We start from the raw sequence: 15,828 nt of genomic DNA on the forward strand, positions 1-15,828 counted from the left end.
CTGCGTAATTTTTGCCCCTGCCATGACCATTTTTAGCGCGTCTGTGCCGTGTTGGATGCCACTGGTGGCGGCTAGATCACTGTTAATGCGTCCGTATAAAATGGCAATCCAACGCATGGGTAAACGCATCGCTTGGGGGGTGCTTAAAATGACATTGGGGCGGACTTCTAATTCCTCAATATCAATGTCCGGTTGATAGAAACGGTTGAATAATACTAACCCATCTGCCCCCGCATCAGCAAAGCGTTTGGCCATGTAGGCCATGTTGCTGAAATAGGGACTTAATTTTAAAGCAATGGGAATATTAACATCCGCACGAACAGCCCGGAGAATATCTAAATAGTCTTCCTCCACTTGTGTCCCGGTTTTGTGCATATCCGTGGGGATGTCGTAGATATTTAATTCCAACGCATCTACCCCCGCTTCTTCGATTTGTTTGGCGAAATGAGTCCAGCCGCCAATGGTATTCCCATTTAATGAGGCAATGATGGGAATATTTACCATTTCTTTCACCCGGCGAATATGTTTTAAATATTCCTCTGGCCCGACATGGAAGGTGTCGGAAAAACTGGTGGGATCAGGAAAATAAGTGAGAGCTTCCGCAAAACTTTCTGTCCCGTACTCCAAATGGTGATGCAATTCTAGTTGCTCTTTCTCTAACTGTTCCTCAAAAACACTGTGCAACACCACCGCAGCAGCCCCCGCATCTTCCATGCGCTTCACATTGTCCACGTCTTCGGAAAGAGGAGCAGCCGCAGAAGGCACAAGGGGCGATTTGAGGTTGAGTCCAAGATAGCTGGTACTTAAATCCATGTTTTTTGTCCTTTCTCAATGATGATTGACTTTTAGAATCCCCCTTTTGATCCCCCTCTTATTCCCCCTTTTTAAGGGGGAAGTAGAGAGCGGAGACTTTCTGTTGTCTTTTCCCCCCTTGCTAAGGGGGGCTAGGGGGGATCACCCAAGGGAGGAAAGAGTCTTTCACGGCTCTTTCCTCCTGCAACACTTAACGGGTTTGGGCTTCAGTTTCGCTGGGTTTGGCACTGCCGTTACCGCTACCGCTACCATTGCCGCTTTCTAACTGACGGGCGGCTAGGTATTGGTACATTTGCCAACGGGTGTTTACGTCCTGCTGCGCTTCTTCGAGGAGACGTTTTGCGTCTTCCGGTTTGCTCTTGGTGAGCATTTTGAAGCGGTTTTCGTTGTACATGGACTCTTTCACGCCTTTCTTGGGTGCGCGAGAGTCGAGTTGTAAGGGGTTCTGCCCTTCGTCCACCAGTTGCGGGTTATAGCGATAGAGCAACCAACGACCACTTTCAACGATCGCTTTTTGATGACTCATGGACGTTTGCATATTAATGCCGTGAGCGATGCAGTGAGAGTAGGCAATAATTAAGGATGGCCCCTCATAGGCTTCCGCTTCTAGGAATGCCCGCAAGGTGTGTTCATCCCGCGCTCCCATGGCCACAGAGGCGACGTAAATATTGCCGTAAGTCATGGCGATGAGTCCTAAGTCTTTCTTAGGTGCAGGTTTCCCACCCGCCGCAAACTTGGCCACTGCGCCTCGTGGGGTGGCTTTGGAGGACTGCCCCCCGGTGTTGGAATACACCTCGGTATCCATGACGAGGACATTCACATTGCGGCCACTGGCTAATACGTGGTCTAAGCCGCCGTAACCGATATCATAGGCCCAACCGTCCCCGCCAATGATCCAGACGGATTTTTTCACCAGATAGTCAGCGAGGGAAAGTAACTGTTTCGCGGTGGGAGAGTCCATCCCTTGTAAACGCTGTTTCAGTTGTTCGACTTGTTCCCGTTGTTCGGCAATATCGGCTTCGTCTCCCTGTGGGTTGTTGAGCAGTTGTGAGACAAAATTATCGCCTAATTCCCCACTGAGTTGTTGCAGTAACTCTAGGGCCATTTGGCTGTGTTTGTCGAGGGAGACGCGGAAACCAAAGCCAAATTCAGCGTTATCTTCAAAGAGGGAGTTGGACCAGGCGGGCCCGCGGCCTTGGTCATTTTGGGCCCAGGGGGTGGTGGGGAGGTTGCCGCCGTAGATGGAGGAGCATCCGGTGGCGTTGGCGATGACCATGCGATCGCCGAATAACTGCGACACTAATTTAAGATAAGGGGTTTCCCCACACCCGGCACAAGCCCCAGAGAACTCAAACAAGGGGTCTTGGAGTTGTTGTTGGCGAATTTGACCGAGTTTTAACTCCGTCCGGTTGGCTTTGGGTAAATTCAAGAAGAAATCCCAATTTTCCCGTTCCGGTACTCGTAACGGCGGTTGGTCTTCCATATTCAACGCCTTCCGGGAGGGTTGAGATTTGTTTTTCGCGGGGCAAACATCCACACAAATCCCGCAGCCTGTACAATCTTCGGGGGAGACTTGGATGGTGAATTTTTTGCCCGAAAAACTTTTATCCCGTGGATCAGCCGATTTAAAGGTATCCGGGGCGTTTTGCAGTTGGTCGGGTTCGTACATTTTGCCGCGAATGACGGCGTGGGGACAGACCATGATGCACTTGCCGCACTGGACACACACATCCGGGTCCCAGGTGGGGATAAATTGGGCGACGTTGCGTTTCTCCCATTTAGCGGTGTCGGTGGGATAAGTCCCGTCACAGGGGAGGACACTCACGGGTAAGTCATCCCCTTCTTTCACCAGCATTTTCCCTTCTATATTGCGCACAAAATCGGGGGCCTGGTCGGGAATGGCGGGGAGACGGTGTTTGTTGGAGTTGGCTTCGCCAACGTTGACTTCAAAGAGGTTGTCGAGGGCGTTATCTACGGCTTGTAGGTTCATTTCCACCACGGCTTGGCCTTTTTTGCCGTAGGTTTTTTCAATGGCTTTTTTAATTTGCGCGATCGCTTCCTCCCGTGGCAACACCCCCGCCAAGGCAAAGAAACAAGTCTGCATCACCGTGTTAATGCGTCCCCCCATACCGCTTTCTCGCGCCACTTTAGAAGCATTAATCACATAGAACTTCAACCCCTTGCGGATAATCTGTTCTTGCACCTCCAGAGGCAATTGTTCCCACACCTCATCAGGCCCGTAGGGACTATTTAACAGGAAGGTGGACCCCTGCGCCGCCGACTTGAGAACGTCTAGTTTTTCCAAGAACGTCCACTGGTGACAGCCCACAAAATTCGCCTGGTTAATCAAATAGGTACTGCGAATCACATTAGGGCCAAAGCGCAAGTGAGACACCGTAACCGCCCCAGATTTCTTGGAGTCGTAAACAAAATACCCTTGGGCGCGATTCTCGGTTTCTCCCCCGATAATTTTAATGGTGTTCTTATTCGCGCCAACAGTCCCATCGGACCCTAACCCGTAGAACATCGCCCGCACCACATTATCCGGTTCAGTGTCAAAGTTCACATCCCAGGGTAAAGAGGTTTGGGTTAAGTCGTCTTGAATGCCTACCGTAAAGTGATTTTTGGGTTGATCTTGGGCTAAATTATCAAAAATGCCCTTAATCATAGCCGGGTTAAACTCTTTAGAGGATAACCCATAGCGTCCCCCCACTACAGAAGTGAGGTTTTGCAGTTTGGCTTTCAGTTCAGTATTGTTACTGAAATTAACCTCTTGCACTGCCGTGAGAACATCTTGATAAAGGGGTTCACCTGCGCTACCGGGTTCTTTGGTGCGGTCTAAGGCCGCAATGGCTTTAACGGTATCCGGTAACGCTTCCACGAATTTCTCCGCCACAAAAGGACGATAGAGACGGACTTTGATTACCCCGACTTTTTCCCCTTGCCCTTGCAAATATTCCACCGCTTCATGGGCAGCTTCACAGCCTGATCCCATCAGGACAATCACCCGTTCTGCATCCGGTGCGCCCACATATTGGAATGGTTCATACTTGCGTCCGGTTAACTCTGCAAATTTATCCATCGCCCGTTCTACCATGGCCGGACAGTCATCATAGAAGGGGTTGACGCTTTCTCGTGCTTGGAAGAAAACATCGGGGTTTTGTGCCGTACCGCGCAAGACGGGACGATCTGGGGTTAAGCCGCGAGAGCGATGGCCAAATACCCAGTCATCCTCGATCATGTCCCGGATGTTACTTTCTTCGAGGAGTTCAATTTTTTGCACTTCATGGGAGGTGCGGAAACCGTCGAAGTAGTGAATGAAGGGAACACGGCTTTCTAAACTGGCCGCATGAGCAATTAGGGCAAGATCGTGGGCTTCTTGGACCGAGGCCGAGCAGAGCAGGCCAAACCCAGTGGCCCGGGCGGCCATTACGTCACTGTGATCCCCAAAAATGGAGAGGGCTTGAGCAGCCACAGAACGGGCGGCAACGTGGATCACGCAAGGACTGAGTTCCCCGGCGATTTTGTAGAGGTTGGGGATCATTAATAACAGCCCTTGTGAGGCTGTGAAAGTGGTGGTTAATGATCCCGTTTGTAGTGCGCCATGAACTGCTCCGGCTGCCCCTCCTTCGGCTTGCATTTCGACGACGGAGGGTACGCTTCCCCAGAGGTTTGGACGGCCTTCGCTCATCCACGCATCAGCCCATTCTCCCATGGGAGATGCCGGGGTGATGGGGTAAATGGCAATAACTTCGTTTAGTTTATAGGCAACGCGAGCAACGGCTTCGTTACCATCTAGGGTTGCAAAGGTTTTGGTACTCATAATCTATTCCTTGCTTGGACAATTTGATCTCGCAGCGCAGTTCGGTTTCAGGGCCAGTATGGGAAGGCAACGAACTTGCGCTGGTCATTCTGTTACGCTAACTTTTGTATTTACGGGTGAGAGATGTGTACTTTTTGAAACTTTGTGGTGATTGTTTCCTCCCCTTAATCCATACGGTAGATAAAAAACGGTGCGGTTGTTTTTCTGGTCGTTAATGCTAGAAAAACAAGTTAATTGTTGATTAAGTTGATTAATTTGAGGGTGAGTGAGTTGGACTCCTGTCCTTGAACTTCACTTTCGATCATGGCACTTTCTCTTAGAAATTTGCGCTTTACTTATTCTTTTTTAATTAATCGTCTGTCTTGTAATATAACTAAATATTTGTTTGTAAAATGCAAGGTCTCCCAGTAATCTCCCATACAGATCAATTTGAGGCGGTGTGATACTGTTCTGGTTTATAGGCTAGGTGGGTCGGGAAATGGGAGTTGGGGGAGATGGGGGAGATAGAGGAGATGGAGGAGAACCAACTGTTCCCTGTTCCCTATTCCCAGTTCCGGAGTTCCCTGTTCCGGAGTTTACTGTTCCGGAGTTTACTGTTCCCTGTTCCCTTGTTCACAAACAACCAGTTACCCATTACCAATTACCCATTACCAAAACTATTCCAACTGATCCCGGAAACGGTTGATGCTGAGGCTGAGTAGGAGGGTGGCAAAGACGAGTAAAAAGAGGACATTGGGATAAACTACCTCTATCCCCACCCCTTTTAAGATGAGGTTGCGGAGGATGGTGACGTAGTGACGGAGGGGGTTAAACCAGGAGAGGGTACGGAAAACGGTGGGCATACTTTCAATTGGCGCGATCGCACCCGATAATTGAATTAAAGGTACATTGAAGAAAAACGAGGTTAACACCACCTGTTGCTGGGTGCGAGAAATGGTGGCCAGGAGAATCCCCAACCCAATACAAACCACCACATAAATCCCCGATAACCCCCAATACAGCCAAAAATTCCCCCGAAAGGGTAACGCAAACACCACCCGGCCTAAACTCGCGGCCAGTAAGACATCCCCCATTAAAAGGACAAACAACGGGACAATTTTTGCCAATAATATCTCCCACCCCGCAGCAGGAGTCATTAACAGTTGTTCTAATGTTCCTACGTCTTTTTCTCGAATAACGGTGACAGAAGAAATTAAGGTCCCTGTGAGAGTAAGCACTAACCCCATTACCCCCGGTACAAAGAACCAACTACTAATTAACCCAGGATTGTAGAGAAACCGCACTTGGGGTTCAATGGGAGGCGACATCACACGATTATTTAAGGTGCGATTATACTGGGCTAAAATTTGCTGAAGATAGCCATTGGCAATCCCTGCGGTGTTGGCATCGACTGCATCAATAAAAACTTGAATTTGGGCGGTTTTTCCGGCGGTTAAATTGGTATTAAAATCAGGGGGAATAATTAACCCGGTGCTAACATTGCCTGTACGAACTTGTTGCACTAGGTATTTTTCATTTAAAGTCGTTGTTTGAACGGTAAAGAGATCATTTTCAGTTAAAGCGGCGACTAATTCCCGACTCTGGTAGGTTTGAGCGTAGTCCGTTACTCCTAAACTTAGTTGGTTTACGTCAGGACTGAGGGCAAACCCTAGGGCAAGGAGTTGAATGGTGGGGGGAATAATTAGCAAGATGACTAATTGTTTATTTTTCAGGATTTGGCGAGTCTCTTTGATAACTAATGACCAAAAGCGACTATTAAAAAATGATTGAAATAGGTTCATTTTTTAATTGGATAAGGAATAATGAAAATTGGGAATTGAAGCAAAGAAACCGGGTTTCTGTGTACCCGTTAGACTCAACAAGATAACCTTAGATAGAAACCCGGTTTCTCCAACAAATAACCAAGAACAAACCATAAAGAAAAAACAACTAATTATCATGATCAATCCCCGTTTCACATTGTCTTAAATAAACTTGTGCAACGGGATCATCGGAACATTGCTCTAAACAGGTCTTAAACCCCGCTTTGGCTTGTTCAAACTCGGCTTGATCAAAATCGGTTAAGGCTTGTTGAAATTGCTCTTTTATGGCTAATTTTTTCTGTTTTAACGGTTCAGGATCAGCATCAAATACTTCATGCACTGTCACCAGTTTTGATTTGCCTTTGACTAAGACTCTGCCAATGCGTCTTACCGCATAGCGATCGCGCTCTTTCAGTCGCAGATAAGTTTCTTCCGTAATGAGCAACGAAACCCCATAAATTTTCGTCAAATTCTCCACCCGTGAGGCCACATTCACCGCATCACTAATGACTGTTCCCTCCATACGGGAATTCCCCCCCACGGTCCCTAACATTAAATCCCCCGTATTAATCCCAATGCCAATTTGAATATGGGGATGTTGCTTGAGAATACTATTCTGATTATGTTGCACCAGACGAGTGATCATCGAAATTCCCGCATCAACGGCGTTTTCTGCGGCCCCTGGAAATAAGGCCATAATCGCATCCCCGATATATTTATCAATAAACCCCTGATTTTCACTAATGGCAGGTTCCATACATTGCAAAAAAGCATTAATAAACTGAAAGTTCTCTTGGGGAGTCATCTGTTCTGACAAGGGGGTAAAGTCGCGGATGTCTGCAAAGAGAACTGACATTTCTTGCTGGACACTATCCCCCAATTCCACATCAATGATACTGCGCTTATTGAGGAGTTGTAAGAATTGCCGGGGGACAAACCGAGAGGAGGCCGCGGCAATTTGGGCGAGTTCTTGGCGACTGGCTTCTAGGTGGCATAATGCCTTATAGGAGCGAATGGCCGTGACTAAGGCCGTAAATAGTTTTTGGGTGGTGAGTTCGGTTTTGGTTTTATAGTCGTTAATGTCGTAATTTAAAATCACCACATCTTCTAACACTTGGCCGGGTTGGCCGGTCCGTAGAATAATCCGCACAATCACGTTTTTCAAGTCATCCCTAATGTAGCGCACTACATCTAACCCGGCTTCGTCGGTTTCCATAATCACATCGAGGAGAATGAGGGCGATATCGGGATGATCTCGAATAATTGCTTTGGCTTCTTCTCCAGAGTAGGCGCAGAAAAATTTTAAGGGTTTCCCTTCAAAGGTAAATCCTGTTAAGGCCAGTTGAGTTACGCTGTGAATTTCTGCTTCATCATCCACGATGAGGATTTTCCATTTTTCGCTATTATTTTCCTCGTCTCGCGCAAAAATATTATCGTCTTCATCAGCAAAAATTACGTCATCATCATCTTCTTCATCGGCAAAGATGACTTCTTCCCCTTCTTGCGTTTCCCCTTCTTGCGTTTCCCCTTCTTGCGTTTCCCCTTCTTGCGTTTCTGCTTCCTCAATATTTTCCCCAGGGATTGATCGTTCATTTCCCCAGTTTCTAGTGGGTTGGTGGGGTAAATTCTGTGACATGAAGCTCTTTCCTCGGATTACATTAGACGACCATGAGATCAACTGCCTGTCCTTTCCTACTCTATCAAGATTCGTAGCAAATTTGATTACGACCTAAGCGTTTGGCTTCATAGAGCGATTGATCGGCATTTTGGATTAATTGATCGGGGGTGGTTTCTGGGGTGGGAATTTGGCTGGCTAGGCCGATACTGAGGGTAATTAATTGACTGATGGGGGAGGGCGTATGGGGGAGATTTTGGGCTGCGATCGCACGTTGAATTAATTTTGCTACGGTAATGGCTTCCTCTAAAGAAAGCCGGGGTAAAATAACAGCAAATTCTTCCCCCCCATAGCGAGCGACTAGCCCCTCTACCGCCTCAACCCCTTGCTGAATGCCTTGGGCAATGCGTTGTAAGCCGTCATCTCCGGCTAAATGCCCATAATGATCATTATACAATTTAAAATAATCGACATCTAATAAAATCAAAGCTAACCCTTGCTGAGACTTTAAACAATTCTGCCATTGTTGCTGCAAACATTGATTAAAATGGCGACGATTGGCCACTTGCGTTAACCCATCTAAATGAGCAATCCTATGTAATTCAGCATTGGCTTTTTGTAGAGCTTTTTCTAAAGGAGGACGAAACTGTCTTCTCCTCCTCCTCCTCCTCCTCTAGAACAAGAATTTCCTCCTCGTCTTGAATAGATTCCATTTCCGGTTGATACTCCTGACCACTGGGAGTCATAAGAGTTCGAGGTTCTGAATTAACCAAAGGTTGAGGGTGCTGACGGTTCATCGGTATGAGAGCAGTAAGACGTGACATCTTATATGCCTAAGAGGTGATCAGGTAATTTAATAATAAATGTTGTCCCTTCATTCATCCGGCTATAACAGTTAATCGTGCCTTGTAATTTTTGGGTTACTAAATTATAAACAAGATGCAAACCTAGTCCAGTTCCCCCTTGGCCACGCTTCGTGGTGTAGAAAGGTTCAAAAATATGCTTTAAATGTTGGGCTTCAATCCCTTGACCGTTATCTGAGTATTTTAGCGTAATGTGATTCTCCTCAATTTGAAAGTCAAACCGCATACACCCCGACTCCTCGGACTTAAAAGCATGAGTGAGGGAATTCATCACCAAATTGGTGACAATTTGCGATAACACCCCAGGAAAAGTATTCAGCGTCAACTCCTCATCCCCGTAAATTTCAACAGTATGTTTCGTCCGTTTCAGACGAGGCCGCAAGGGAATCAGAATTTCTTCCAAATAGGCTTTTAATTGAAAAGCCCGTTGGGCTTCACTGGACTGATCAACGGCCACCTGTTTAAAACTCTGAATCAATTCCGCCGCCCGATTTAAATTCCCCAAAACCATGCTACTACTCTGCATGGCCACATCGAGGAATTGCTCTAACTGAGAGCGTTTCATTTTGCCAGTTTTATACAGTTCAAAGAAACTGGTGGCTTTTTCGGCCAAGACAGAGGCGGCGGTGACTCCGATACCAATGGGGGTGTTAATTTCATGGGCAACCCCGGCCACCAATCCCCCCAAGGCGGCCATTTTCTCAGATTCGACCAGTTGTTTCTGGGTGGTTTTCAGGTTTTCAAGGGCTTGGGAGAGTTCCTGGGTGCGTTCTGCCACCCGTTGTTCTAGAGTATGGTTATAATGCTCTAAATCGGCATAGAGGCGGGCATTTTCGATGGAGATGGCGGCTTGGGCTGAGAGAATGTTAATGACTTCCAAGCGATCGCGCGTAAACGCTCCCGTAGTTAAATTATTCTCTAAATAAATAATCGCACTCAGTTTCCCCTGGTTAATTAACGGCGTACACAACAGCGACAAAGGCTGATTTTGGCGAATATAGGGGTCTTGATTATAATTTTCCGCCTCCCGTGCATCATCCAACACCACACTTTCTTGAGTCCGCGTCACATAATACAGCAACGACTCTGGGAGAGCCTCTTGCACAGGCCGCGACTGTAACACCTCAATTTCACTCTCCAATACGGTCCCGGTGGCTTCAATAAACCATTCTCCCTCGGTTTCCAAAAGTAAATACCCCAACTGGGCCCCGGTATTTTGAATCAAAATGATCATTAAATGCCGTAATACCCGGTCCAAGGCAATTTCTTGGGAAATCGTCTGGGAAGCCTTTAAAACCGTCGCTAAATCCAACGCTTCCCCCGCTTGGGAGTCAGAATTACTACTATCGGAGAGGGGGAGAGATTTTTCGACTCCCCCCCCTAAAGTCGTCTTAGTCGGCAAATAACGAGAATAACGGTTTTCTAAGTCTTCCACCTTTGCCCATCCCTGCCATTTACTGTAGAGGTAATGGGCTTCCCGAAAATAGGTTTGGGCAATTTTTTCTTGGTTACGACTGAGATAAAATTGGGCAGCCAATTCATAGGCTAAGGCTTCTTCATAAAGATATTGCTGTTGATGGGCCTCTTGAATGGCCTGCTCATACCAGTCTGTGGCCTGGGGCCAGTTGCCCAATACCCTGGCTTTTTCCGCTTCTACTAGGGCATACTGGTGTTGAAAGTTGTCTGGCCCATGTTCGACTCGTTGCTGTTGAAGGTGTTGATTGGTTTCGACTTGTTTCAGATAGGTTTCTTGCTCCTCTGGGGAAACGTGGGGATATCGCGCTAAAAGAGCTAAGGAATGATAGGGGATACGCAATGATCCCATGGGGTGGAGGTTAAAGAGTTCATATTCTTGGGTTTGTTGAGCATTGATTATTGCCCCTTCATAATCTCCCAAATAATAACTTAATAAGGTTTTCGCTAAAAAGAAGTGATGGAGTTGACTATAGACTTTTTGCTCTTGCCAATGGCGAAATTCCTCTGTCTCCTCGGAAAATTCCTCTTGAAACTGACTCCAGGTTTCCTCTTGGCCATGAAAGAGGGTGACAACTTTATGCCAATTCTTGGTATAAGCGAGGGCGATGGGTTGTTCTAACTTTTGTAAGAGCGGCCAATAGTCCTGATATTTTTTTAGTACCTCGTTGAGGGGATAGCCCGCTAAAAAGAGATAACAATAATAATTTCCGGCAGTATAAGCTCCAAATTCAATTTCGCCATTTTCTAAGCAACAATTAAGATTCTCCGGAATAGCTTGAATGGTTTCTCGGATGGGGCGTTTCCAAGGGTTAATAAGATCATAGCACACTACAAAAATTCGACTGGCAATGGCATTCGCTGGAAACCGTTTTGCCAATTCCAAAGCTAAACCCCCCAGTTGATACCGTTTTTCCCGTTGCCCTTGATAAAAGCCAATGAATACCCCATATTGAGCATAGGTTAATGCTGCATAAATGGAATTCCCATACTGTAAACATAATTGCAAATTACTGTATATGAAACGGGGATATAGACTCGGATTAATAATAATACTGACAGTCACTAATTGCAGGATTAACCGGAGGATGTTTAAATGGAATTGATCCCGATTTTCCGGCAAGTTACGCAGCGTTTCTATATCTAAGTTTTCTGGGGGAGCTTCCCCCAAGGAGATTCCCAGTTTCTGGAGAAAGTTTAAGCCCGTTTCTAACGCAGTTTCTAATTCATTTTTTGCAGTATAGATGCCGATGAGTATTTTGTGAATTTTAAGTTGGTCTTGAGGGGTTTTAATTTTATTTAAAGCAATTTCAATTAATTGCAATGCTCTGGTATAATAGGTATTGAGATAGAGGGCCTCAATAATTTCAATATACAAATTTAACGTTTTTTCGTATTCCGTATCCCCAAATACTTCTTCCGGTTGCCAAAGTCGCAGGGCAATTTCTAAATATTCAACGGCTGACTCATAAGCAGTCGCTGCTTTAGCACGAATTCCTGCTTGATAATTTAAGTTGGCAATCTCTAATTTTTCGCTCTCATCGGTAACTTGATCTAAGCCAATATCTAAATGATCAACAATGGTAAATAACTGCTCTGATGTTTCAATATCAGGGGTGTCTTGGCGAAGTAAACGCCCAATTTGTAAATGTAAATTTTGTTTATCTTGACGTTCAATTAATTCGTAGGATGCTTGTTGGATGCGGTCATGTTCAAACCGATAATGGGAAACAATAATATCTTCTTCAAATTCCGTTAAAGGTAAAATAAAACCTTCATCTATGGCTAACTTTAAATCCGCAAAAATCGCTTGATTTGATTTCTGGGTAATTTGAGTTAGGAGGGGTAAATCAAAGGTTGAGCCAATACAAGCGGCCAAGCGCAAAGTTTCCCAAGTTTGACTCGATAATTTTTGTAGTTTTTGAATCATTAATTCCACCACATTATCGGTCATTTCCATCCCTTCAATTTGCTGGATATCCCAACGCCATTGGGGGACAGTATCAGTTAGGTCAAATTGCAGTAAGTTTTCTTGATAAAGGGTTTTTAAGAATTCCCCAATAAAAAAGGGATTCCCTCCAGTTTTTTGGGTAATGAGTGCGGTTAAGTCTTGGAGGGTTTCCGGGGAATGCTGGAAGGTATCGGCTAACATTTCCCCAACATCTTGGCAGGTTAAGGGAGTGAGGGTTATTTCCTGAAGATTAACCCCTAATGCTTTGAGTTGGTCGAGAGTAATGGCTAAGGAATGACCAGAGGAGACTTCATTATCTCGATAGGCCCCGATGAGGAATAAATAGTGGGTGTCAGCGTTGGTTAAAATTAATTCGAGGAGTTTCAGGGTTGCCGAGTCAGCCCATTGTAAGTCATCGAGGAATAAGACCAGGGGATGTTCGGGGGAACAAAAGACTTGGATAAAGTTTTGAAAGACTAAATTAAAGCGGTTTTGCGCTTCTGCGGAGTCTAATTGAGCAACGGGGGGTTGAGGCCCGATAATGAGTTCAATTTCGGGAATGACTTCGATAATAATTTGTCCGTTATTGCCTAATGCAGTGAGGAGCTTATTACGCCAATTCTGTAAAATCTCTTGAGGTTCGGTGAGCAGTTGACGGACTAAACTGGTAAAGGCGTGGACTAGGGCCGAATAGGGAATATTACGCTGGAATTGGTCAAATTTCCCAGAAATAAAATACCCCCGCTTGGCCGTAATGGGTTTATATAATTCTTGAACCAGAGAAGATTTCCCAATCCCCGAATATCCCGACACCAGCATCAAGGGACTCGCTGTACCATCCTCATTGGCAGCCACCGCTTCAAACGCTCTCAGCAGGGTGTCTCGTTCCTCATCCCGTCCGTAGAGCTTTTCGGGAATGTGGAACTTACCCGATACATCATACCGCCCCAGAGGAAAAGGGGCAATTGTTCCAGTTTCGGTGAGTTGTCGTTGACAGTATTGTAAGTCCGCTTTCAGTCCCCACGCGCTTTGATAGCGGTTTTCGGCGGTTTTAGCCAGTAATTTTTGGATAATCTCCGAAAGTCCTGGGGGGATGGCCCCTTGGGTGGTTTCGGTGAGGGGGGAGGGGGTTTTGGCTAAGTGACAATGGACTAATTCTAGGGAGTCTCGACTTTGAAAAGGCAATTTTCCGGTGAGAAGTTCATAAAAGGTGACACCGAGGGAATAAAAATCTGTGCGATAGTCGAGAGAACGGTTCATGCGGCCTGTTTGTTCCGGGGAGAGATAGGGGAGTGTCCCTTCGAGGAGGTTCAGGTTACGGAGGGTGGGGTTTTCTCGACTGAGAATGGAGGAAATGCCAAAGTCAAGGATTTTTAGTTGTTGGGTTTGGGGATTATAAACAATATTGCTAGGGTTGAGGTCTTTATGAATAATATTACTGTTGTGAATTTGGCCGAGCGCGTCGGTGATGGAAAGGGCTACGGTGAAAAAGTCTGAGAGGGTGTAGGGTTTCCCTTGTTCTGTGAGCCAATCTTTGAGGGATTGCCCCCCAAAGTCTTCTAAAATGAGGATGAGGCTATTTTGGTAGGATTCGAGGTGATAGGCGTTGATTATCCCTGCTCTCCCCTGTTGTTGGAGGAGTTGAAGAATTTCGTATTCTTTGCGGTAACGACTTAATTCGGTTGGGGTGGGATACTCAGATTTGAGATATTTTAGAACAACGGGTCTTTTCTCAGACAATTGCTGTCCGCGATAGACTCTTGAGAGATTACTCTCATGGATTTGTTCGTGAATTTCATAATCCGATAGAACCAGCATAATCAGTAACCAGTAATCAGCAAGCCCTAATTAGTAATCAGTAAATAGCATCCTAAGGCAGAGGGCAGAGGGCAGTGGTTTGCGCTCCGCGCACACTACCTGAAAGACAAGCTCACAAACTAGGAAGGATCAAGGGGGAAGTTGGCCTAAAAAAAGGTCAGAAACTCAAATCAGAATGAGGCTTTCAGCTAATTTTAGGCAATTCTCGTTTCACCCGTCTTCAGCAAAACCGACTTAGGAGAAAAGGGGGGATTTGGAGAAACCAAAGGCAAAGGGGTTGACAAATTGGGGTTCTAGGGGTTGTTCAAGATCAATAAACTCTAAGAATGCGGGGTTTAACATGATTTGGGGATCATGTTCTGGGGTAATGGGGGCGACGGCCATCTGCCAAGATTGTAATAGGGACTCGAAGCCTGTGCTGATTTGGGTAATGGGTTGTAGTTCTGGGGGAGTGTCGGGGGTTGGCTCTGTAAACAAGGACTGTAATGGTTTGGGGGTTGTGGCTAAATGAGTTTCAAAGGTTTTAATGCCTAGTTGGGTTAAGTCTTGACTGAATAATTGAGCGTTTAATTGGACGACGACTGGGTTTAAGGGGGTGGGTTGTGAGGCGGTTAGTTCGGCTTCCCAGGCTGCGATCGCAGCTTCTAATTCTTGGTCTGGGGTTGGTTCTGCGACTGCGGGGGGTTGGGGTTGGTTTTCGATTACCCCTAAATCGGGAGTCGGTAGGGGTTTATTATTTTGGGCGGCAATGCGATCGGCTTCTTGTCGTAATTGGTTTAAATCCGCCTCCAGTCGCCGTAACATGGGGGTGTCTGGGGTTACGCCCTGTTGCGCTCTCGCAGCTTGCAGACGACGAGATAGTTCTTGTTGCTCCACCTGTCGAACTGCGGGAAGTTCCTCTGGGGGGAGTCCTGCGGTTCTCGCTTGCTGTTCTTCTCTATCGGGGTTCACCAATTCGTGCAAACTCCGTTCATCCCGAATTAATTCCTCGGAGGATAAATTCGTCACCGCTTCCCGTTGTGCTGAGTTTTTATCCGGTTCTAACACCGCTTGAAACACCGGGTCATCTTCAGGGTACTCGCTGCGCGATTGAGGGGTGTCGGGGGGGAGAGAGAGGGTTTGATTCCAAGTGGTGGTGGTGGAGGGTTCAACGGGGCTAAATTCCCCGGTTGTGGGACTGTTTTCAGGGGTGGGGGTGTTCTCTGGATCTAAGTCTGGGTTGGAGAAGTCAGATCGGGTTGCAGTCTCGTCTGATACACTGCCGGGTTGTGGGGAATGATTCGAGTTACGTAACCCGGCCTCTAGAGCGTGGGCCGTATGAGCGAAAATTCCCACCAGACAAAGTGCGGCAGTGGTAGACCGACTCGTAAACCATAGTTTTTTCATATTAACTTAACCTCACACAATAATTAATTAGCGGCTTCAGCACCACGTTGGGACAATCTTTCATAAAATTTGACTTGATTGTATCAAATGGGGTCTTGGTTGTTGGTTCTTTGTGAAAAAGGGAACAGGGAATCGGGAACAGGGAATCGGGAATCGGGAATAATATATTTTTGTTTTCCCTATCTCCCTCATCTCCCGACTCCCGACTCCCATCTCCCCCATCTCCCGACTCCCGACTCCCATCTCCCCCATCTCCCCCACCTCCCCCACCTCCCCTCATAACC

Annotated in this window: 9 protein-coding genes; all 9 read right to left on the bottom strand. The window is 46.5% G+C overall.

Features of this window, described 5'->3' with window-relative positions:
• On the bottom strand, positions 1–813 hold an 813-nt coding region (locus PN462_RS07390; RefSeq protein ID WP_272127412.1), incomplete at its 3' end, for a dihydroorotate dehydrogenase-like protein.
• A gap of 190 nt (positions 814–1,003) precedes the next feature.
• Positions 1,004–4,636: a pyruvate:ferredoxin (flavodoxin) oxidoreductase gene (gene nifJ / locus PN462_RS07395; protein ID WP_272127413.1), complete on the bottom strand. Its 3,633-nt coding sequence runs from the start codon at positions 4,634–4,636 to the stop codon at positions 1,004–1,006.
• Positions 4,637–5,292: 656 nt separating this feature from the next.
• Entirely contained in the window at positions 5,293–6,417 is a 1,125-nt protein-coding gene (locus PN462_RS07400) for an ABC transporter permease (protein ID WP_272127414.1), read from the bottom strand.
• Between the two features lie 148 nt (positions 6,418–6,565).
• Complete coding sequence (locus tag PN462_RS07405) at positions 6,566–8,074, bottom strand: adenylate/guanylate cyclase domain-containing protein (protein ID WP_272127415.1); 1,509 nt, start codon at positions 8,072–8,074, stop codon at positions 6,566–6,568.
• Positions 8,075–8,138: 64 nt separating this feature from the next.
• Positions 8,139–8,645 carry a diguanylate cyclase gene (locus tag PN462_RS07410; protein WP_272127420.1) on the bottom strand — a complete coding sequence of 169 codons (507 nt, stop codon included), beginning with the start codon at positions 8,643–8,645 and terminating at the stop codon, positions 8,139–8,141.
• A gap of 10 nt (positions 8,646–8,655) precedes the next feature.
• A complete protein-coding gene (locus PN462_RS07415; protein ID WP_272127416.1) occupies positions 8,656–8,799 on the bottom strand; it encodes a hypothetical protein in 144 nt (47 codons plus the stop codon).
• 79 nt (positions 8,800–8,878) lie between these two features.
• Positions 8,879–14,158 (bottom strand): trifunctional serine/threonine-protein kinase/ATP-binding protein/sensor histidine kinase, encoded by a 5,280-nt coding sequence (locus PN462_RS07420; RefSeq protein ID WP_272127417.1) that lies wholly within the window; start codon positions 14,156–14,158, stop codon positions 8,879–8,881.
• A gap of 234 nt (positions 14,159–14,392) precedes the next feature.
• Complete coding sequence (locus PN462_RS07425; RefSeq protein WP_272127418.1) at positions 14,393–15,544, bottom strand: hypothetical protein; 1,152 nt, start codon at positions 15,542–15,544, stop codon at positions 14,393–14,395.
• A gap of 1 nt (position 15,545) precedes the next feature.
• Positions 15,546–15,828, bottom strand: a 283-nt coding sequence (locus tag PN462_RS07430; protein ID WP_272127419.1) for a hypothetical protein, incomplete at its 5' end; no start/stop codon positions are given.

Source organism: Spirulina sp. CS-785/01 (assembly GCF_028330525.1).
Classification (GTDB): domain Bacteria; phylum Cyanobacteriota; class Cyanobacteriia; order Cyanobacteriales; family Spirulinaceae; genus JAQMSD01.